Source organism: Mycoplasma tullyi (assembly GCF_014068355.1).
Lineage (GTDB): Bacteria > Bacillota_I > Bacilli_A > Mycoplasmatales > Mycoplasmoidaceae > Mycoplasmoides > Mycoplasmoides tullyi.
Genome location: NZ_CP059674.1, coordinates 536,519 through 559,366, shown reverse-complemented (window position 1 = coordinate 559,366; position 22,848 = coordinate 536,519). Strand labels below are relative to the sequence as shown.

Here is a 22,848-nt window from a genome sequence, read left to right as displayed (position 1 = left end):
ATTTATGAACAATCAAAAAGAATTAGAACGAAAAAGTTTATTACAAAAAATCTGATCAATTGCTGCTGATGTTAGAGGAAATCTAAAACCATTAGATTTTAAAGACTATATTTTTGGATTCTTATTTTACAGATTTCTTTCAGAAAAATTAACTAGAAATGTTAATGAAAGTATGCAAAATGAATATCCAGGATTTGATTTTGCAGAATATGATGATTCAGAATTCAAAGAAGAATCAATTGATGGTTTAAGAGAAGAGATCGGATTTTATATTCCACCGAAAAACCTATTTAAAAACGTTACTAAAAATTGTTTAACTAATGAAAATTTAAATATTGATTTAAGTGAGATCTTTAAAGACATTGAAAAATCAACAAAAGGCTTAGCATCAGAAAAAGATTTTAGTGGTCTATTTGATGATTTAAAATTCAATAATATTAAATTAGGTACTAATGTAGCTGAAATCAATAAGATGTTAGCAAAAACCTTGATTAAAATTTCTGAGATCAATTTTGGCGATTTTTGAGATAACAGCATTGATGCTTTTGGTGATGCATATGAATACTTAATGACCATGTATTCTAAAAATGCGGGTAAGACAGCTGGTGAATTTTTCACTCCTCAAGAAGTAAGTGAACTTTTAGCTAATATCACCTTGATTGATTTTAATAATTTAACTAAAGATCATAAATTCAAAAAACGAATTAGTAGAGTTTATGATCCAGCTTGTGGTAGTGGATCATTATTATTAAAATATCGTAAAATCTTAGGTAAAGATGATGCTGTAGCAGGATATTATGGACAAGAAATTAATTCAACCACCTTTAGTCTTGCAAGAATGAATATGTTCTTGCACGATATTCCCTTTGAAAAATTTAGAATCGCACTAGGTGATACTTTAATTAACCCTGATGATGAATTAGCTCAATATAAATATGATGCGATTGTATCTAACCCTCCTTATTCAATCAAATGAGATGGTAACAATAACCCTGTTTTAGCTAATGACCCTAGATTTATTCCAGCTGGTGTTTTAGCTCCTAATTCAAAAGCTGATTTAGCTTTCACCATGCACATCTTGCATTATTTATCTGAAACAGGAACTGCTGCAATTGTTGAATTCCCAGGTGTTTTATATCGAGGTGGTGCAGAAGCTAAGATTAGACAATACTTAGTTAAAAACAACTTTGTTGATACGATCATCCAATTACCTAGTGATTTATTCTTTGGTACTTCAATCGCTACTTGTATTCTTGTATTAAGAAAAAACCGTAGAAACGGGGATAAAGTATTATTCATTAATGCTTCTGAATTATTTGTTAGAAGCGATGCTAAGAACAAATTAAGTACAGAAAACCAAGAACAAATCTTAGATACAATTATTAATAGAAAAGAGATTGAACACTTTTCTAAATTAGTTTCAAATCAAGAGATTGAAACTAATAATTGATCTTTATCAGTTAATACTTATGTTGAAGAAAAATCAACTAAAGAAGTAATTGATATTGATGAATTAAATAAACAGATCGAAGAAACTACTGCAAAAGTAAACGAACTAAGAGCAAAGATTAATAAGATCGTTAAAGAATTACATAACAAAAAATAAAGCAAAAAATAATGAACAAGATTCAACAATTGATTAGTGAATTTCATTCATTATTTTTTTGTTATTAGTTGTTTTAATGTTTATTAAAACATACACCTTTTAAATTGCTTATAAAATAAATAATTTCCCACTATTTAATTCAAAAACAAGGGATAAGTTTTTTATAATAAGGTTATGTCTCACCTGCATTAATAGTAATTATTAATGTTAATAACTTTAATGAATATATGGATATTAAACATATTTTAGAACAAGAAGATCTAGTAATTGCAACTAAAAGGCCTGAAAAAAAATTACATCCAGAAGTCAGAAGTGAAGAAGAAATTGAAGTTTTTTTAATTAACAATTTAAAGAATTTAGGTTATGAATATGCCGAAAATATTAAAAACCTAGATGCTTTAAAAATTAATTTAAGAGAACGAATGAACGAGTTGAATAAAGATGATTTGCAAAAGAGACCTCGTCCAGATGGTAATTGAGAATTATCAGATAGAGAATGACAAATATTTTGTGACGAATATTTGCTTAATAAAAAACATCGTTCTATTGAAAAAACAAGACTTTTGCAAGAACCTGGTGCTCACAGATACACTTTAACAAGAGACGGTGACAAGATCGAAGTTAATTTAAAAATAATTGATAAAGATAATTGGGCTAAAAACACACTTCAAGTAATTAATCAATTTAATGTCATCACAGAGGATGGCATTAAAAATCGTTATGATGTAACAATTCTAGTTAATGGGTTACCTTTATGTCATATTGAATTAAAGCGTCGTGGTTGAAAACTTGAGGATGCATTTAATCAAATTAAACGTTATTGAGATGTTTCATTACAAGAGACTGACGGGCTTTTTGATTACGTTCAATTGTTTGTTATCTCTAATTGAACTGATACTAGATATTACTCGAATACAGTTAGAGATAACAACTGACGTAAAAATACTGATACGAAAAGAAATAAAGAATATCATTCATATAAACAAACTTCTCATTGAGCAGATTTAGAGAACGAGAAAATCGATGATTTGGAAGGATTTACTAATACGTTTCTAACTAAAAATGTTTTGATAAATGTTTTAACAAAATATTGTGTTTTTAATAGTAATGAAGAATTATTAGTAATGCGACCTTATCAAATTGCTGCTGTTGAAAAAATCATGTCTAAGGTTGAATGTGCCATTAATAATACTGATTATCTAGGAAAAGATCAATCTAGAGGTTATGTATGACATACTACGGGAAGTGGAAAGACCTTAACCTCATTTAAAACTGCACAATTAATTAGTTCAATTTACAAATTTCATAAAGTGTATAAAGTCGTATTCGTTGTTGATCGAATGGATTTAAATCATCAAACTCAACGAGAATATAATAAATTCCAAGAAGGTGCAGCATCCAACGCTTCAAGTGTAAGAACATTAGATAAATTATTTAAAAACCAAGACAAATCTGAAAAAATCATTGTCACTACAATTCAAAAATTAACCAGATTAATTAATTCATATAATTCACCTAAAAGGAAAGATTATGATGAAACATTAGATAATGAAAAACTTCATGGCGAAGAATTAAGACATAAAATAATCGTCTTTATATTTGATGAATGTCATCGCAGTCAGTTTGGTAAAATGCATTCTGCAATATCTAAGTATTTCAAGAAATCAATGATGTTTGGTTTTACTGGCACACCGATTTTTGAAAAAAATTCAAATATATCACTCGATGGTCATAAATTAACCACAGCTCATTTATTTGGCAATAGACAAGAACCTTTGCACATTTATACGATTGAACATGCTTGAAAAGATGATAAAGTATTAAAACTAAAACATCATACTGTTGGTAAATTTGTGAAATCCGATGAAATTAGAGATGGCGACAAAAAAACAACACCCCTTATTGATGTCCGACCTGTCTTTGAAGGTTATGAAAAAATCAAAGATATAACAACTTATATCTTGGACAATTTCGACAAATACACGCTAAGACTTAAAAATAGTAATTATTACGATACTAGATGAAAACTGGTAGAAAAGTATGGTTATGAACAATTTGAATCATATCGCTCGCAACTTCCTGGTTTTAATAGTATGCTAGCAGCTTCATCAATTGATGCAGCTAAACTATATTATTCATATTTTAAAGAATCGCAAAAAGAATGTGATGTTAAAAATAAATTAAATGTTGCGATTGTTTATAACTATGCCAATAAAGAAATGGGGTCTGATGACGAAGTAGATAAAAATCTTGTAGCTTATGATAGTCATGCAAATACGGATTTAGGTGATGAAAATCCTGAAGAATTAGACCACAATATGAAGAGTGATGATAAAGAATTTCTTGAAAATGCTATCAAAGATTACAATAAATTGTTCGATACTAGTTATGAAATTCATGATCTAAAATCGTACTATAACGACGTATCAAGAAGAACAAAAAATGGATCTATCGATATTTTAATTGTTGTTAACATGATGTTAACGGGGTTTGATGCACCACAATTAAATACCATTTGAATCGATAAAAATCTAAAAGATCACGGTTTAATTCAAGCATTTTCAAGAGTTAATCGAGTTTTTGATAAAACCAAACCTTATGGAAATGTTGTATGTTTTAGAAACATTAAAAAAGCTGCTAGAGAGGCTTTTGCATTATTCAGAGTAAAAGAGACCGATAATTATCTCGAATTAAAAGGTTTTGATGCTTATTATTATGGAGATGAAATCACTGAAGGTTATAAAGTCATCGTTGAAAAACTTAGAGATAAATTTCCATTTGATTCTTTAAGAGATATCAAATTAAAAGAAGAAAAGAAAGACTTTATGAAAACATTTAATAAATGATTAAGAGCGCATCGTTTTCTTTATGCATTTGACGAATTCAAAGATGATAAAGTGATTCTTGAACAAGCTGAAATTGACGATTATAAGGGTTATTATCTAAGTTTTAAAGAACAACTTAATGAATTCATAAAACTTGAAGATATTTCAGATGCCGTAACATATAAAATTGATGATTTTGATATAAATTATGAAGCTGAATTATTCAAAGCACATGATTATGATTTAGATCATATTGATAATTTAATCTATTCCGAAATTAAAAATAAGACTAAAGGTGTTATTAAAGAAAAAGACAAAAGCGAATTTGCTAAATATCTTTGAGATCAAATCAAAAAACCTACATATAGCTCAAGTTTTCTTAGAACTAGAAAAGAACTTATTGAAAGTTTTATTATGTATGCAAATTTTGATCCTGATTTAATTAAACAGTCTTCTGATGTGGGAGATCAATTTATAAGATATGTTAAACAAACCATAGATGACAGATTAGAAAAAATCGCTAAAAAATACGAAATGGAAATAAAAAAATTAACTGATTATTTTAACGGCTGCATTAAAGATGATGAACCTCCTAGACGCGGAAGAGGATTCTCGTCACTGTTTGTATCGGGTAGTCCTTGAGCTCCCTTGCCAAAACTTAGAGATGAATATAATAAAAAAAGAGAACTGGAAGACAAAGCCTTTAATGAATTAACTGATTTATTCATTGAAACTAACTTATCTAATTAAGGAGTATTCGTGGAAAACAAAAAAGAATTAGAGCGTAAAAGTTTGCTTCAAAAAATATGAGCTATCGCTAATGCCGTTAGATGTAGATTTGAAGTTCCGATTTTAAGAAATTATATTTTAGGATTCTTATTCTATAGATTTCTTTCAGAAAACATAACTAGAAAAATCAATGCTAATATGAAAAAATGAAACGAAGAGTTTGATTTTTCTACTTCTGACGAATCACAATTACCAAAAGAATTATTTGAAAATGCAAGAGAAAATGTTGGATATTACATTAGTCCTAATAATTTGTTTTGTAATGTTGCTAAAAACTCTTCAACTAATAAAAATTTAAATATCGACTTAAAAAAAATTTTTGAAGACATCGAAATATCAACCAAAGGATTGGACTCAGAAGAAGATTTTAGGGGTTTGTTCGACAACTTAAATTTCAATGACAATAGATGAGGGAAAACACCAGATGACAAAAGTAAGAACATATCAAACGCATTAATTAAAATCTCTGAAATTGACTTTGGTAATTATTGGGATAATAGTATCGATGCTTTTGGTGATGCATATGAATACTTAATGACTATGTATGCTAAAAATGCCGCTCAAAGTGATGGAGAATTTTTTACTCCCCAAGAAGTCAGTGAACTTTTGGCAAAAATTACCTTAATTGATTTTAATAATTTAAGTGAAAATCATATATATAAACAAAGAGTAGATAGAGTTTATGACCCGACTTGTGGCAGTGGATCGTTATTATTAAAGTTTGCCAAAATTTTGCCTAAAGAAGAAGGTGAAGTTAAGGTTAGATTTTATGGTCAAGAACTTAATATATCTACATTCAACCTTGCAAGAATGAATATGTTCTTGCACGATATTCCATATGATAATTTTAGAATAGCTTCAGGTGATACTTTAAAGGATCCTGATCCAGTAATAGATCAATACAAAGGTAAATATGATGCGATCGTGGCTAATCCTCCTTTTTCAGAACCTTGAGAAGGTGAAGATAATCCGACTTTGGCTAACGATCCTAGATTTACTCCAGCTGGTGTTTTAGCTCCTAAAGGATATGCAGATTGAGCTTTTACTATGCATATTCTTTCTTATTTAGCTGAAACTGGTACTGCTGCAGTCGTTAATTTTCCTGGTGCTTTATCCCGTCCTGATGTAGAAGTTAAAATAAGAAAATATTTTGTAGAGAATAATTACATTGATACTATTATCCAATTACCCAAAGATTTATTTTTTAGTACCAAAACAGATACTTGTATCATAGTATTAAGAAAAAACCGTAAAGATGATAAAGTATTGTTCGTTGACGCTTCAAAATTATTCATAAGAATTGATGCTAAAAATAAATTAACTAAAGAACATCAAGAACAAATCTTAGATGTAATTATTAATAGAAAAGAAATTGAATATTTTTCTAAATTAGTTTCAAAACAAGAAATTGAAACTAAAACTAGAGATTGGAATTTATCAGTCAATAAGTATGTTGAAAAGAAATCTACTAAAAAAATAATTAATATTGTCGAGCTAAACAAACAGATCAAAGAAACTACTTTAAGAGTAAATGAATTAAGAACTAAAATCGATCAAATTGTTGACGAACTGGAAAACGAATAATAATGAATAAAATTCAAAAATTAATTAATGAACTTTGTCCACATGGGGTTGAAACTAAAAAATTGGGTGAGATATGTGCTGTTAAAAAGGGCAAACAACTAAATCGAGAAAGTTTATTTAAAGAAGGATGCATTCCAGTTATCAATGGTGGTATTAATCCTTCTGGATATATAAACGAAGGTTTTAATTTTGATAAAAACCACATTACAATTAGTCAAGGTGGAGCCAGTGCAGGTTATATTCAATGAATGGATGTACCATTCTTTGCTGGAGCTCATTGTTTTGTTTTGACTAATGTTTCGATTTATGATCGGTACTTATATTACTTTTTAAAAAGTAAACAAGAATACATCATGAATCTTAAGTATGGTTCTGGAATTCCTGCGTTAGATAAAAAAACTATTTTGAATTTAGAAATTCCTGTTCCACCATTAAAAATACAAGAAGAGATTGTGAAGATTCTTGATTCATTCACAGAGCTTACAGCAGAGCTTACAGCAGAGCTTACAGCAGAGCTTAATATGCGTTCAGATCAGTATGAATATTATAGAGATAAGCTACTTAATTTTGAGAATAATCCAAAAATAACAATTAAAAAATTAATTGAAGTTACTACTTGAAATAAAAAATTTGAAAATTGTAACAACTCTAAAACGTTAAATATTTCAAGCATCTTAAGAAAAAAAGCAAATGAAATTGCTAAAGAAGATGGTGACATACGAATATTAACAACAGGTATCGTAGAACTATATACTTATGAAGAAAACAATGAAAAATTAATTTTTCAGGGAGAAGTCATAGCTATACCTTCAGGTGGTTCAGCTAAGATTAAATACCATAACGGTAAATTCATTGATGCAGGTAATTTATTAGGAACTAGTTTAGATTCAAATATTATAAAAACTAAGTTTTTATATTATTTCTTAATTAATAATATTGATCTCATTGAAAATTCTTTTAAAGGTTCAGGGATTAAGCACCCTAATATGTCTGAAATATTAAATATTGATATTCCAATCCCATCGATCAGTATTCAAAATAGAATAATCGATTTCTTGGATAATTTTGAACAAACTTGTTCAAAGTTAAACATTGGTCTACCCAAAGAAATTGAATTAAGAAACCAACAGTACGAATACTATAGAGAACAAATCTTTAGTTACTTAACTACTGGCGAATTCGAGAGAGAGAGATAATCTCTTAATCGTTATTCAATATCTATTTGGTTCAATCTCAATATCTTTATCAGATGTAATCGGCTACGAACAACCTACTAAGTACTTAGTAGGAAATAATCCTGTTTATAACAATGACTATAAAACGCCTGTTTTAACCGCTGGAAAAAGTTTCATATTAGGTAATACAGATCAAACTAAAGGGATTTTTAATGCTAGTGTAGAAAATCCTGTAATCATCTTTGATGATTTTACTTGTGATAATAAGTGGGTTGATTTCAATTTTAAAGTTAAGTCATCAGCAATAAAAATTTTAAAACCAATTGATGTAAGAGCTGTAAACTTAAAGTTTATATATCATTGGATGCAGGTTAACATTAATCAAGCTACTGAACACAAAAGACATTGAATTCGAGAAACTGCAAATGTAAATTTATTGTTACCTTCACTTTCTATCCAAAATAAAATAGTCGATATTCTAGACAACTTTGAACAAGCTTGTTCAAAGTTAAATACTGGACTTCCGAAAGAAATTGAGCTAAGAAATAACCAATACGAATACTACAGAGATCAAATCTTTAATTATTTAAATGCTAACAAAGATCATAGAACAGAAAAATAAATCATTAGATGTATTAATGTAGAAATTATTTAAATAAACCGAAAGTAAACTTACTCTTTTAAAATTAAAACTCGTATGTAATTAAAAACTAAAGGGGTATTCCGTGAGTAGCAATATCACTGCTGAATTTATTCAAAATATAATAAGTGACAAAATCAAAGAATCAAATGTATTAGAATACAAATCTTACTTTTTTGAAAGAGGAAAGCTAAATGATATAGGATCGTCTGCTATCAATGATTTGATTAAGATAATTAGTTCGTTTTCAAATGCAAGTGGGGGAAGAATAATCATTGGTATAAGAGAAGACAATAATCATAACCCTGCTGAAATAATAGATACAGGAGTTAACAAAACTAATTTTGAAGAATGAGAACAATCCTTAAGGAATAAAATCACTACTTCTACAAATCCTAATATCTATGGTATTGAAATTGAACTAGTCGAGATAGAACAAGATAAAAACTGTATTGTTATAACCGTTCCAGATAGTGTTTTAAAACCGCACGCAATCTATAATGGAACAAAAGACGAATTCTATATAAGAAATGGTAACGTTACTAATCCAATGAGATACAACGATCTCAAAAGTACGTTTCATCAGTTTGAATTCAAACAAGAAGCTATAACCAGATTTATAAATGATCGACTATCTTTAATACTTAATGGTTATCCCGATGAAACGTTTATTACGGATAGTTCTCTGGTGTTGCATATAATCCCTGAATGATCGTTAAATCGATCAAATTTTTTGGATTTAAAACTCTTAGAAAAAAGGGAAAATTTTGGTGTATTATTTCCTCCTAATAAATATACTAGTCAGTTATATAATGCTGATGGAATACTTAAAATCCTTGGGTACGATTCAGATCGTAATTACATGTCTTACATTCAAGTATTTACTAACGGAAGAATTGAAGTAACCGAAGCACGGTTATTGAATTATTATGAGAATGATAATGATAAGTATGTAATTTACGAATGAAATGTACTTGAGAAGGGTCTAGTACAACAGATTCATAATTATCTCGAAACTTTAGAGGAATTGAAAGTGTATGGCAATTACTATATTACTGTTACCTTACTAAATGTTAAAGGGAAAACAGTAAGAATAAATTGATGGCCAGAATATTCTAAGCCGTTCATACATAACATAGTAAGAACTCCGCTTGTTAAATACGGTCCAAATGATGAATTTGAAAAGGCGATGTACCCCATATTAACTACATTAGCTCATGCTTGTGGTTTAAGCAAATCGTATTTTTATGACGATGACAACAACCCTATAAAAGAGATGTTTAATTTTGAAAATAAATAACACAGATTTGTATTCATAAACTGTTATTTACTCAAAAAAAGCTACAAAAATGCAAATGGTAATACTATAAAACTGAAAAAACAGACCACTATAGAACTGCTTTTTATTAAATTTAATTACTAGAAAAAACTTTAGAATCACTTAATACACAGTAAAAAGGATAAAGAAACAAAAATAAGAACTTAAATCTAAGTGATGATGATTAACTTAAATTTTTAAATAAATATCTATACATAAACATGATTTATAAAATAGCTTGTCTGCAACGTGTTATTAATAAGATATTAGTGACATGTATTATCTAAAATTAATTGCACAACTTGTTTAACTTCTTCGAAGCGAAATAAATATTATTCATCTAATACTAAAGATGTAAATTCAATAACACTTATTTTGCAAATTTTGCTAACACTTTAAAAAAGATTTTAACTAACTCTGCAAGTTTTTACGACGTTGCTTCATATTTCGAAACTTATGGTTAATTCTTAACTAAAATGTCACGTAATTTCTGAATTATTTTATTCAGCGACACCCTCAAAATTAGACCATAATTAACACTCAATTCTGGTCTAATTGTTTTTACTCATAAACCCTACTATTTCCTTGATTAAACCAAGCTTTTTATCGAATAAAACATATGATTTCTATGGTGTTATAATTAATCTAAAAAAGATTAATTAGTATTAGTTTGAAATATTAATTTAAATTGTTTGATAAAAAACCTGTAATACGGATATTGTAATGAAGTAAAAACAATGAAAAAGAATTGATTAAAAGTTATTAGTTTTCTAGGTGTTAGTTCTATTCTAGGGCTAACACTGTCAAGTTGTACAGCTCTACAAAAATTTGTAGAGCAAAGAACGGTTAGTAAGATTACTCTACAACCTGAACTTAATACACTTGAACAAACTAAAAGACAACTTGATAATCTAATCGATAGTCAATCAACAACCCTTCAACTGTATGAAGACTATAAGAATATCCGTAGTAAATTAAACGCTGCTTATCAAGCAGCTAAGATCATTAGTGATAATGAGATCTCAAATCAAGAACAATTACAAGTAGCGATTGTCACACTTCGTGACGCTATCAATAAAGCTAGTAATGATAAAACTTTCTTTGATAAAGAACACTCTGATTTAGTTAGTGCTTATAACAAATTAAAAAGACAAGTACAAAGTGCAAGTTTATTAGTTAGATCATTAAACGAAACTAGATATAGTGCTATAAGAACTAATGCTTTACCAATCTATAATCAAGCAAGAGTGATTATCACTAACACTTTACAAGCAATCGATCCAAATGATTATGCAATGATTAATAATATTAATCGGATGTCGAATCAGATCTCTAATTTAGTTAATCAGATGCAAAACGCTGATCAGTTTGCAACATTTAAACGTTTTGATCTAAACAAAGAAAATTTCCTTGGAAATTTTCTTAACAATGATTCGGTTCCCACTGAATATAGCTTCGTCGCTTATAGTTCTGATATCTATAACTACTCATATAATTTTGCTACTCCAAAGATCTGAGTAAATCCATATGATAATACCAATACTAATAGTAGTGTAATTGTTCATAACTCAGAACAATTAACTAATACTAGTTGAATCTATAGTTTAAGACCAAATAAGAATAGTGATACTAGATATGAGTTTAGTTTTGAATACTATGGACCTAGTCAAGTAGCTTATCTATACTTTCCTTATAAATCAATTAATCGTAATAGTAATAAGATCATTATTGATTGAAGACTAAATCATCGTGAAAACACTGGTAATGAGTTTAGAGACCATATCATTGTACCCACACCAAGTGTGGATAGTATTAATGTCATTAGATTACCAATAACTAATCTAAGATATGGAATGAATACAGTAGCGATACGTTCATTTAGAAATGAACCATTCCCAATCATTGGGAATATGTATATCTCATCAGCTTCTGATCGTGATAGTAATACATTAGATAAGATCTATAATGATATCTTTGGTAATGTGGTATCACTTAATAATCCTGGACAGATTACAGTAGATGTACTTAAAGCTTATGGGTTAGCTAGTAGTTCTGCGATGGTATTAAGAGAATATAGTGCCAATGTTAATAATCAACCATTAACATTAGACGGTGTAGAGCAAAATCATCCTTATTATTTAATAGGTAATCTAGGTGGAAGTGATCCAGGTGGACCAACTTCTTCACCTAATGCTCTACGTACATTTAGTCCAAGTACTAGAACGTATACGTTCTATGTAAATGCTCCAAGAGCTGGTGCTTATCATATTTCAGGTGTTTATAATTCTCCACGAAATCGAGGGTTGTTGTTTAGTACAACTGCGACAACTGGTGATACACAAACAGAAAGTATTGTTAAAGTTATGAACTTATCAACTGGATCAACTAATCCAGATAGTACTTTAAAAACTTTTGATACATCAAAAGCTGAAACTACTGTTCAAAACGGTGTTAGAACACTAACTTTAATTAAAGGGTTGAATAAGATAACAGTAACTGGATTAGATGATCAAGGTGCACCTAATTTAGGTAACATCACTTTTACGCTAGCTTCTTAGGTGGGTAAGATTACCTAGAAATATAAAACAGATCGGAGATGGCTCGATCTGCTTTTTTCTTATATGATTGTTAAGTCGATGAACTGGAATTTTGATTAAAATTTGCATTTTAAATTCAATCAAAAAATCACCTCATAAAACTAATAAAAAAACCCAAGCTTGAATATCATTCAAGACTTGGTTTTATCTCTTTAATTTAACTACTAAACCATCCCACTAGTATGAACTTTAGTTTCATACTCAAATCACTTGTTAAAGTTCAAGAACGTTTTAATCGTTAAAAAACTAACGATTAAACTAACAATACTTATTAACCCAAAACTAATACCTAATAAGATGTAATACATACTATTAGGTATTGAATCTTGAGCTATTGTATCTAAGAACGATCTAACATTAATTGCTCCTGAGAAAGTAAAAGCAGCTCAAGAAAAACTAAAGTCGCGCATTACTAATAACTTAATAGCAGTTAAGAAAAAGATAAATAATCCCACCATTGAAAAGAAGATTAGTGCATAAATAACAATATTAAATCCAGTAATTGAAAAGTTAATTAGTAATGCACGTTGGTGTAGGATTGGATTGAATACTTGTAAAAAACCAACCAACAATAAGTTGGGTGGTGATGCCATGATTGACATCGATCCAAGATCCTTTTTATTAGCAAATCCTTTGAACAACTGTTTATAACCAAATAAGAAGTAAGATCCGATAAAAAAGAACGAACAGATTAATCAAAGGATTTGATAATAAGCTAAATAGTAAGGGTTATTAATTCCTAGATTGGGATAAAAAGCACAACTGATTGCTAAACCCACTAAGGGAATATTTCATGAAGTATACACTTCATCTTTTTCTAGGTCATGTTTTGCTAACACAACATTAATAAAAAAGATTAAACACAAAACATGACATAGGGTTGAAAATACAACAATGATATTAACAACTATACTAAAGATGAAGTTGGCTTGGAAATAATTAACATTAAGATAACCTAAGAAGTTACCAAACAGCCCCAAGGCCATAAAAAAAGGAAAAACCAAACCAGATTGGTTTGGTGTTCTTAAATAACCAACAAATTGCTTTTTATTGGTTAGGTATTTAACCCCAACTATTGTTCCATACAATAACGACAACAACACCAACAAAGATAGCACCACTAAGGTTGCTATCTTATAATTTTGGGGGTTTGAACTACCTAATTCAAAGTGGGTTAATAAAGCTTCTCAACCAAAGCCAAGTCCAATTGTACCCAGTGTTAATCCACTTAGACCAAGTGGGACTTGCTCGAACTTTTTACTAATCAGTTTTCTTGACATCTTATTAATCTTGATTTTTATTTAAATTAATTATCATTATGTCAACTTGCGTTTTTTAAATGTTAAAATTTTTAATAAAATATAAATATATTTTAATTTAAATAAACGTTACTAAACGTTGATTATTTATTTCATAGAAAGATAAAAAATGGAAACTACTACAAAAAAATCAAAGAAGATGTTATTAATCCAAGCTAAGGTTAATAACAAATTAAAAGACTACACTTTTAAAACAGAAGGACACAGTGTACTGTTTGAATTCATGTCACACTATGATGGTGTGAAGTTTTATAACAAACTAGTAGAAATGTTTTCTGCTCAAAAAGAAAAAGTTGAAGTTGATTTCAATAGCTTTTTAACAGCAACTGATACTGATAAAGAAACTGTAGCATTATTAGTTGCTAGTGCAATTGAATATGCTAGTGTGATTCCGTTTACAAGAAAAACTAAACCTGAAACTAAACCAAGTTTCTTAATTAAGGTTACAAAAGAACACAGACCGATTTATGAAGCTGCTAAAAATGTGGCTGAAGCAATCACATTATCTAGAAGATTACAAGATACTCCTTCAGATGTTTTATACCCAGAAACATTCGTAGATCTATTTAAAAACGAATTCAAGGATCTTAAGAATGTTAAGTTATCTGTATATAACAAAGACCAAATTAAGAAGATGGGTCTAAACCTTTTATATGGTGTTAATAAAGGTTCTGAACGTGAATGTAGATTCTTAGTTGTTGAATACTTAAACAACAAATCATCTAAAGAAAAATTTGCTTACGTAGGTAAGGGAATTACTTATGATTCAGGTGGGATGAACTTAAAAACTGGACCTCACATGAGACACATGAAATATGATATGTCAGGTGCAGCAATTGTGATGTCAACAGTTTTAGCACTAGCTAAAAACAAAGTTAAAACTAATGTTGTTGGACTTGCACCATTAACAGAAAACTTAATTGGTCCAAAAGCTCAACGTCCAGATGATATCGTAATTGCTTACAACAAGAAAACTGTTGAAATCGACAACACTGATGCTGAAGGTCGATTAGTGTTAGCTGATGCAATTTCATACGCTGCACTTGATATCAAAGCTACAAGAATCTTTGATGTAGCTACATTAACTGGATTAATGAGCTACATTCTAGGTAAAACTTACACTGGGGTGTTCTCAACTTCTGATAAGTACTGAAGTGAATTTGAAACTAATGCTTTTGCAGCTGGTGAAGCAGTATGAAGATTACCAATGCACAACGATTATTTAGAAATGCTAAAAACTCCATTAGCTGATATTGCTAACTCAACAAACGCACCACACGCTGGTTCATCACGTGCTGCAATGTTCTTAAACGAATTTGCTGAAGGTGTTGATCTAATTCACTGTGATATTGCAGGAACTGGATCTGATAAGTTAGGTCTTGGTTTATCACCAATGATTCGTGCATTATACTTACAAGCTAAAAACCAAAAGTAATTTAATTTCTTATATTATCTAAGCGATGTTAAAAGAAGATAACGAACCAACTAGTCAACCTGATCTTGAAGACGTTAAACAAAGTCATACCAAATTAATTCAAGAACAAGAACAATTAAATCTTGAATTAAAAACCGATAAGCATAACGAAGTTTATGAATACCAAAGTAATTCTAAACTTGATAAGTTACCCCAATGAACTAAGGTGTTGATTATTATCTTTTTAACCTTATTATGTGTTGGTTGTATTGTTGGTACGGTCTTTGCTGTAATGGCAGCTAAAACCACAACATCTTAAAACAACGCTAAAATAATTAATCTTGAATCAATCAGCTAGTAGTTGATTGATTTTTTTATCTCAAACTTAAAAGTTAAAAATGATATTTTTATATAATTAGTAAGTATTTTATGGAGTATTTTAAAAGCTCGCTATACAAGAAAACTCACCCACTGATTATTACGTTGTTCTTACTAATTTTTGTTGTGGGTTATTATGTAATTATCTGGGTTTTGTTTGGTGAGTTTAATCTTTTAAAATTAAATTGGTTGTTGGGTGAAGGGGTGATCATTACCCAAGATCAGATGATTAATGAAAAGAATTTTAATCCTTTGATCTTGGCATTCATCATCCCTCCACTTGGGGTGTACTTCTTATTTATCTTATTGATAAGATATGCATTTAAACAAACCGCTTATGATCTAATTCCATTAACTTATAGTTTTAGTATTGCACTAATCACGATCATCTTATCTGGACTATTTAAGTTTGCCAACCAAGGATTAGTTATCTTTGGCAGAATCGTGTTAGTGATCTTAGTCTTTAGTATTAGTTTTTTTCTATTGGTATTTATCATTAATAAACTTATGGTTAGATTAGATCTTAAAAATGATTACGTTTATTTAAACGATCTAGTTGAAGAAAATAAAAATAAATTAAAACGTAATCAAGAAATTAAACAATTAAAAAAACCTGAAGCTCAAACGATTACAATCTCTGATAAGAATAAATAATAAATATGCAATTTATCGATCGATGTCAAATTAAACTAATTGCTGGTAATGGTGGTGATGGGATCATTGCCTGAAGAAGAGAAGCACACTATGATAAGGGTGGACCTGCTGGTGGAAGTGGTGGTAAGGGTGGTAATATTATCCTGGTCGCTGATCACAACCAGTCAACCTTATTAAGTTTGAAGTATTCTAAGATTATTCGAGCTAGTAATGGGGATAATGGTAAACCTGATCTATCATCTGGTCAGAATGGTAATGATAAGTATGTTAAGGTTCCGATTGGAACTACTGTTTATGATGAAGAAACTAACGAAGTAATCGTTGATTTAATTCGTGATAAGCAAGAATATATTATCTGTCACGGTGGTAAGGGTGGACGAGGTAATGCTGCTTTTAAATCTTCAACTCTACGTGCACCTAACTTATATGAGTTAGGTGATGAAGGTGAAGAAAAAACCGTTAGATTAGAGTTGAAGTATTTGGCAAATGTTGGAATTGTTGGTTATCCCAATGCTGGTAAATCTACATTGATTTCAAAGTTGTCTAATGCTAAACCAAAGATTGCTAATTATCAATTTACGACATTAGTACCAATATTAGGAATTGTTGAAAATAATGACAAACGCTTAGTGTTTGCTGATATTCCTGGACTAATTGAAAACGCCAGTGAAGGTTATGGACTAGGTCATGATTTCTTACGTCACGTTGAACGTTGTGAAGTGTTGATTCATTTAATCTCAATGAATCCACTTGATCATGATGATGTGATTGATGCTTATGAAAAGATCATGACCGAATTAAAGAAATATTCTCAATTATTAGTTAATAAAAAGATGCTAGTAGTAGCAAATAAAATGGACGTTGAAGGTGCTAGTGAAAATTTCAATGAACTAAGAGCTTATTTAGCTAAAAAGAATATTGATATTGGATCAATCTCAGCGATTAATGGAGATGTAAATAATTTAGTTGATCGCGTTTTTGATCTTTATCAAAAAACGTTGTCAGTATCAACTGAAGACAATCCATTTTCAATCCCAATGGTGGCTGAAAAAGTTTATTACTACGATGGTGAAAAAACGATTGACGATGATCCTTTAGATGTAATTAAAGATGGGGATAACCGCTGGATCGTTTCATCTAAAAAACTTACTTACTGATTTAAGAAGATTCCTCAAACGACTTTAGATAACATCACCAGATTAGGACAAAAAATTAAATCATTAGGTGTCGAAGACCAACTTAAAAAGATGGGTGCTAAGCCTAATGATGTGATCGTAATCTGTGATTACGAATATCTAATCGATGAATAGATTTAATTCATACTATAAATCTTAATAAACTTATTAGGTGAGATTGGTGTAATACTTGTGATCGTGCAATTGTTTAAATCAACAATTGCATATGTTCTTTTATTCGGTTCAACTAAGAATTTTGGTGGAATCTCATAATAAGCAAAATTCTTAGCATCCACATAATAAGGGATGATATCTCTTAAGATCTCATTGATTTCAGAATCAATGAATAGTTCACTCTTTTCTTGTAGAACTAATCGTTGCATTGCTCTAATTCTTGAATGATGAGTAAGCTTAAAATTCATTGCCCTGTGCGATCTTAATGATCGCATTTTGAATAATACTCATACCTTCGTGATTTAGTGTATATCAAGGCAAGATAAGATTGGCATCTTCTTTTTGTTTTTGCACGTATTTTCTATGCATTACTCTTACTTGATTACGTCATTGGTTTAGCACTTGCTTGATATCTCTAGCACGTTCTAAACAATCACGCTCAATTCTTCTAGCTAACCGCTCATCTGAAGGAGTATCAATATACAACTTAAATTTAGATAATTCTAGAATCCTTGGATCATATAATGATAAGATCCCTTCATATAAAATCACATCAGATGGAACTACTTCAATAAATGAATCTGATCTAGTGTAATTCTTATAATCATAGATTGGCATCTTGATTGATTTATGATTACTTAAACTTAATAGATCGTGATAGATCTGATCAAAGTCAAAACTATTAGGATCATCATAGTTTAGCTTTTTTCTTTGTTCAAGAGTTAGTTCACTAAACGGTTGGTAATAATTATCTAAACATACAGTAGCTACTTTTAGGTTCGTATCACTTTTAATCTTGGCAATGATTGATTGGGTGATTGTTGTTTTACCAGAACCACTTCCACCAGCGATTGCAATGATCATGGGCTGTATGTTTTTCATTTGATAACAAGTATTATTATTTATTTTTAATAATAATATAATAATGAAGTTATTTATATAATTAAGATTAAAAGTGGCAGCTAAAAAGAAAAAAACGACAAAACGATCAGTTAAAGTATCTAAGAAAAAAGTAGAAGATACTAAATTATCTTCTACAAAAGAAGATAATCAACCTATTGTTAAAGTTGACAACCAATTAACCACTTTAGATGATCGTGATAGTAGACTTAAAGAAAAAACATCCCTAAACTTTAATGTTTATAATAATTCTTCAAAATTGAAAGAAGTAATTATCTATCGTCCAGGGATTGAAGTAGAACGAATCATCAAGAAAAATAATACTACTTTTAGTAGTGCAAAGCACTTAGAACGAATTCAAAGAGAGCATGATATCTTAAGTGCGATTTTACAAAAAAATGATGTTAAGGTGCAATACTTAAATTTAATGTTAGCTTCAGCACTTGATTCATTAGATGATCAACTAAAAGAAGAATTCATCCAACGTTTTATTCTTGAAGCTAATGTAACTAGTTTATCAGCATTCAATACCCTATTTAATTACTTTAGAAGTTTTGATAGTAACCTAGAGATGATTAATGCAATGATAGCAGGAGTAAGAAAAAACGAAGTACCTTCATTAATTATTAATCGTTTTAGTGATTTAGTGCTAGATGATAGCGCTTATTATATCCAGCCACTTTCTGATTTCTTATTACAAGCTAAATATTTTGGTGTGATTGGTAATGGGGTTGTGATTTACCAACACAATGATGATTACTTTAACCGTCACACGTTGTTTTATGAATACTTAGTTAAGTTCCACTCTAGATTTAATAATGTCAATCTTTATTTCTCAAGAAATAATGATAAGTGTTATTTATCAAGTGATGATATCTTATTAATTAATAAAAATACTTTATTGATTAGTGTGTCTGAACACACTAATATCTTGGGAATCGAAACTTTTGCGCGTAATTTATACAATGATCCTAAGAACAAGATCTTAAGAATTATTGTATGTGCAAGAAAAAACAGTGATCAATTTATTAGCATGAATCAATTGATCTCATCACTTGATTATGATAAGTTTATTGTTCACCAAAAAGCGCTTGGTGAGATGGTGTTCTTTGAATTATTAGATTCAGAACAAAAAGATATTGATGGTTTAAACAAATTAGAGTTTAAAGAGATCGAGATTAGCTTTGAATCATTAATTGAATTGATTATTAAAAGAAGACCTAAGTTCATTCTTTCAGGTGGTGGTGATGAACTTAATGGCATTAGTGAAGCAAAGAATTCAGCACTAGAAGTGTTAATGGTAAAACCTACTGAAGTGATTGTTTATGATCGTAATAAGATTACCAACCAATTGTTATTGCAACAAGGTTTAGTAGTTCATTATTTACCATCAGCTGAATTAGCACGAACTAACTCTGGGGTTAACAACCTTGTAATTCCGTTAATTCGTGAATAAAACGTAAAAATAATATATAATATTACAGGTATCAAAATACCTTATTTGCGCCGGTAGCTCAGTTGGATAGAGCACATGCCTTCTAAGCCTGTTGTCAGGGGTTCGAATCCCTTTCGGCGCGCCATTAAACATTTCATAATAAGTTATTGTAACCACAGTTCATATTATTTAACTCCTCCTTTTTTATTTGTGGTTATTGCAATTACAGTTCTTATCGTAATTGTCATCATAAAATTTCATATAATAAATTCGTTTTTTAAATTTTAGCGGCTGAGTAATCAGCCGTTTTTTATTATCATAAAGATTGATCTTGTTTATTTAGATCAATCTTTTTTTGTTTTTACACTCTATCTACGTCTTTATTTAAGAGCAAAAAGCTCTTTTCATTTTTCCAAGATTACTATAAATCCGTTTTAAAAATTAATATTATTTAAAATTTAGACATGAATAGAAAGAAATTAAGCATAATTGCGGGTTTAATTATTAGTCAACCAATTCTATTGGTTGCTGCTTCATGTACCAATACTGCAAAAGAAAATAAACCACAACCCGAAATGGGTGTAGAACCATCAAAAACACCTGTAAACAAGAGCCAAACACAAAATCCTAAACCAAATGATGATAAGCCATCAAATCAAGATACATCTGGTGATAAAATCGTAACAAAAGATCATAAAAATGAATCAGATACGAATATCACCAATAAGTCTATAAATAAGATAGAAACAACAAATAATAAACCTATAAATAAGGTAGAAACAACAAATACTGATAATGCTAATTTAACAACGCAAGAAGCATTAACATACTATGAAAACCACCCTGAATTAAAGAAATATGATGAAGAACGTTTTAATAGTGAAACATTTTTAAAAGACAATATTTCGTATATTCAGCAAAACTTAGCACGTTCTTTTGCTTTAAGATGAAATTATAAAGATGGTTCATTTTCAGGAGGGACAACCTGATTGTTAGACTATCAAAAAGTAAATGATAGTTCATATAAGTTATTTTTAGCGACAAATTATCACGTTGCAGTTGATATTTATCGACAAGGTGAGCTTGAAGAATACAAGCAACCTGCTAGATATGATAATCCTATAACTGACTTTAAAATCGGCTTTGACGTTCAAAATAGCACCAACGCAGGTGTTAAAGAATGGAAAGAAAAAACCAACTATAGGAATAATTTTGCTTACAGAACGCTTAAACCTGAAGATGTTCCAAAAGTTATATTTTTAGCTCAAAACTTTACTGAAAATACTAAAAATGTACCTAACAAAAACTATTATGCTGATTTTGCGGTGCTTGAATGAGATGTGAATATAAATAGCTATCTTGATTTAAAAGACATTATTGTGCCTCCTAATTCTGATTCAAGAGTCCAAAACTACTTATTAAGGCAGGAAAATATCGAGTGAAAACTTTTAACAGAGCATATCAAAGGAGCTATTAAAACTTTTGATGAAGTTTATGATAAATTAACCAATAAAAATCTTTCAATCAGAAATACTGATTACAAACTTCCTTATGCTTCAGTTAGTTATGAAACTTTAGATTATGCAAGAAAACACTTTTTAGAAGCTTATCACCTTGATTATTTAACTAAAGATGAATCAATTCCACATTCAATTAATAAAATTAACGAATTAAACAGTTTTATCGATGATTATTTAAATAATAAAACCTATCTGTTACCAACTAACACTTATTACGCAGGTTTTCCATTTAGTAAAACAAAAAGTGAAACGATAACTAATATACCTCCAGGATGAGAAAATAAACCTGGTTATGATGATTTTGATTTAAATAGACCATATATAACAGTTGATTATGATTACAACAATAAACCAGTTGGGGATGAAGGGACTGTTGTATTTAATAAGATGCCTAAATCACTATTTTATGGTGTTGTATTTGAAACTTTATCATTAAATAGAGTTATTGGTGGTATGAGTGGTTCATTAGTTACTGATAGACAAGGGCTTCCAATTGGAATATTCATTGGTTACTCAGGTTCTGGATCAGTTTTAATAGGTGATAAATTCGCCACAACAAGTAATGTGCTTTATGTTCCTTTTGTTCAAAATAGAATGTTTACAGTAAATAATTTAACTGTCTATCCTTATAATTTGATCGATGGAACTGATAAAAGTAAATATCCAAAACAACTTAGTTCTTATAGAGAAATGCTTCGTAAAATTTACGGAGTTAATGGTATCAAAACCAAACTATTTTTTGAGGGTGTCTAAAAATACTATTTAGAAAAAATCCTGCATTTTCCACATTATATCTAAAATAAATAACTAACCAGAAACACTTATTTTGTGTACTGGTTAGTTTTTTTCTATTTATTTCTTATCTCGTAATTGCCAATCTCGCGTTCAAATATCTTATTATTTGTTACATACAACGTTTCTGCAGTAATAAAACTAACGATCACTGTTACTACCATTCAAAGAATTACAAAACGTTGATTCTTTTTTTCTACTCCAGTTTTTATAAACTATTCCTTAGAACCATCTCCTTCTTCTCATAACTTTGATCTAATTCCCGCTCTTTTCCATATAGCTAAATTTTATTGAAATATTCTACGTCATTGTCTAGGATAAAATCTTTGAAAAATTTAGATTTTCAAGGATAATTCTTCGATAATTTTTGGCAAAAGGTCCAATTTCTTTAATAAGATCTGTAAAAATCCCAAATAAAATTTTCTTCGCTACATTTGAGTTATGCAATGAGAAATATAATTGTTCTTGAGAACGGATTTCCTGGTTCTTCTGTTAGAACATTTTCCAGAATACATTTAGTTTTTTCATAGTTAGATTTATGACCATCGTTTTA

The 22,848-nt window shown here is 29.5% G+C and carries 16 protein-coding genes and 1 tRNA gene; 14 read left to right on the top strand and 3 right to left on the bottom strand.

Annotation, left to right across the window (positions count from 1 at the left end; translation table 4 throughout):
- Positions 1 to 4 precede the first annotated feature (4 nt).
- From H3143_RS02260 to H3143_RS02230, 7 genes are all read left to right on the top strand, one after another.
- Positions 5 to 1,606 carry a type I restriction-modification system subunit M gene (locus tag H3143_RS02260; protein WP_182078596.1) on the top strand — a complete coding sequence of 534 codons (1,602 nt, stop codon included), beginning with the start codon at positions 5 to 7 and terminating at the stop codon, positions 1,604 to 1,606.
- A gap of 227 nt (positions 1,607 to 1,833) precedes the next feature.
- Positions 1,834 to 5,181, top strand: coding sequence for a type I restriction endonuclease subunit R, EcoR124 family (locus tag H3143_RS02255; RefSeq protein ID WP_182078595.1), 3,348 nt, complete (start codon positions 1,834 to 1,836; stop codon positions 5,179 to 5,181).
- Positions 5,182 to 5,190: 9 nt separating this feature from the next.
- Positions 5,191 to 6,804 carry a type I restriction-modification system subunit M gene (locus H3143_RS02250; protein WP_182078594.1) on the top strand — a complete coding sequence of 538 codons (1,614 nt, stop codon included), beginning with the start codon at positions 5,191 to 5,193 and terminating at the stop codon, positions 6,802 to 6,804.
- A gap of 2 nt (positions 6,805 to 6,806) precedes the next feature.
- Positions 6,807 to 8,000 (top strand): restriction endonuclease subunit S, encoded by a 1,194-nt coding sequence (locus H3143_RS02245; protein WP_182078593.1) that lies wholly within the window; start codon positions 6,807 to 6,809, stop codon positions 7,998 to 8,000.
- Between the two features lie 343 nt (positions 8,001 to 8,343).
- On the top strand, positions 8,344 to 8,601 hold the full coding sequence (locus tag H3143_RS02240; protein WP_182078592.1) for a restriction endonuclease subunit S: 258 nt from the start codon (positions 8,344 to 8,346) through the stop codon (positions 8,599 to 8,601).
- A 103-nt stretch (positions 8,602 to 8,704) separates the two neighbouring features.
- Positions 8,705 to 9,919, top strand: coding sequence for an AlbA family DNA-binding domain-containing protein (locus H3143_RS02235; protein WP_182078591.1), 1,215 nt, complete (start codon positions 8,705 to 8,707; stop codon positions 9,917 to 9,919).
- Between the two features lie 755 nt (positions 9,920 to 10,674).
- Entirely contained in the window at positions 10,675 to 12,495 is a 1,821-nt protein-coding gene (locus H3143_RS02230) for a hypothetical protein (RefSeq protein WP_182078590.1), read from the top strand.
- Positions 12,496 to 12,698: 203 nt separating this feature from the next.
- On the opposite strand, the gene H3143_RS02225 is transcribed toward H3143_RS02230, so the two are convergent.
- Entirely contained in the window at positions 12,699 to 13,814 is a 1,116-nt protein-coding gene (locus H3143_RS02225; RefSeq protein ID WP_182078589.1) for an SLAC1 family transporter, read from the bottom strand.
- Positions 13,815 to 13,962: 148 nt separating this feature from the next.
- Between H3143_RS02225 and H3143_RS02220 the strand changes: the two genes are divergently transcribed.
- The 4 genes from H3143_RS02220 (at position 13,963) to obgE (ending at position 17,609) form a co-directional block, all read left to right on the top strand.
- The gene (locus H3143_RS02220) at positions 13,963 to 15,288 is read left to right on the top strand and encodes a leucyl aminopeptidase (protein ID WP_182078588.1); all 1,326 of its coding nucleotides are present in this window, start codon (positions 13,963 to 13,965) and stop codon (positions 15,286 to 15,288) included.
- A gap of 25 nt (positions 15,289 to 15,313) precedes the next feature.
- Complete coding sequence (locus tag H3143_RS02215) at positions 15,314 to 15,586, top strand: hypothetical protein (RefSeq protein WP_182078587.1); 273 nt, start codon at positions 15,314 to 15,316, stop codon at positions 15,584 to 15,586.
- A 110-nt stretch (positions 15,587 to 15,696) separates the two neighbouring features.
- A complete protein-coding gene (locus H3143_RS02210; RefSeq protein WP_182078586.1) occupies positions 15,697 to 16,299 on the top strand; it encodes an MPN565 family protein in 603 nt (200 codons plus the stop codon).
- Positions 16,300 to 16,304: 5 nt separating this feature from the next.
- Positions 16,305 to 17,609 (top strand): GTPase ObgE, encoded by a 1,305-nt coding sequence (obgE, locus tag H3143_RS02205; RefSeq protein WP_182078585.1) that lies wholly within the window; start codon positions 16,305 to 16,307, stop codon positions 17,607 to 17,609.
- A gap of 2 nt (positions 17,610 to 17,611) precedes the next feature.
- On the opposite strand, the gene H3143_RS02200 is transcribed toward obgE, so the two are convergent.
- The gene (locus tag H3143_RS02200) at positions 17,612 to 17,896 is read right to left on the bottom strand and encodes a hypothetical protein (RefSeq protein ID WP_182078584.1); all 285 of its coding nucleotides are present in this window, start codon (positions 17,894 to 17,896) and stop codon (positions 17,612 to 17,614) included.
- Positions 17,886 to 18,530: a uridine kinase gene (gene udk / locus H3143_RS02195; RefSeq protein WP_182078583.1), complete on the bottom strand. Its 645-nt coding sequence runs from the start codon at positions 18,528 to 18,530 to the stop codon at positions 17,886 to 17,888. The genes H3143_RS02200 and udk overlap by 11 nt, the downstream gene beginning before the upstream one ends.
- A gap of 73 nt (positions 18,531 to 18,603) precedes the next feature.
- On the opposite strand from udk, the gene H3143_RS02190 reads away from it, so the two are divergent.
- From H3143_RS02190 to H3143_RS02180, 3 genes are all read left to right on the top strand, one after another.
- Positions 18,604 to 20,004, top strand: coding sequence for an arginine deiminase family protein (locus H3143_RS02190; RefSeq protein WP_182078582.1), 1,401 nt, complete (start codon positions 18,604 to 18,606; stop codon positions 20,002 to 20,004).
- 47 nt (positions 20,005 to 20,051) lie between these two features.
- Positions 20,052 to 20,128, top strand: a tRNA-Arg gene (locus tag H3143_RS02185).
- 319 nt (positions 20,129 to 20,447) lie between these two features.
- Entirely contained in the window at positions 20,448 to 22,256 is a 1,809-nt protein-coding gene (locus tag H3143_RS02180; RefSeq protein ID WP_182078581.1) for an MIP family Ig-specific serine endopeptidase, read from the top strand.
- The last annotated feature ends 592 nt before the right edge of the window (positions 22,257 to 22,848 follow it).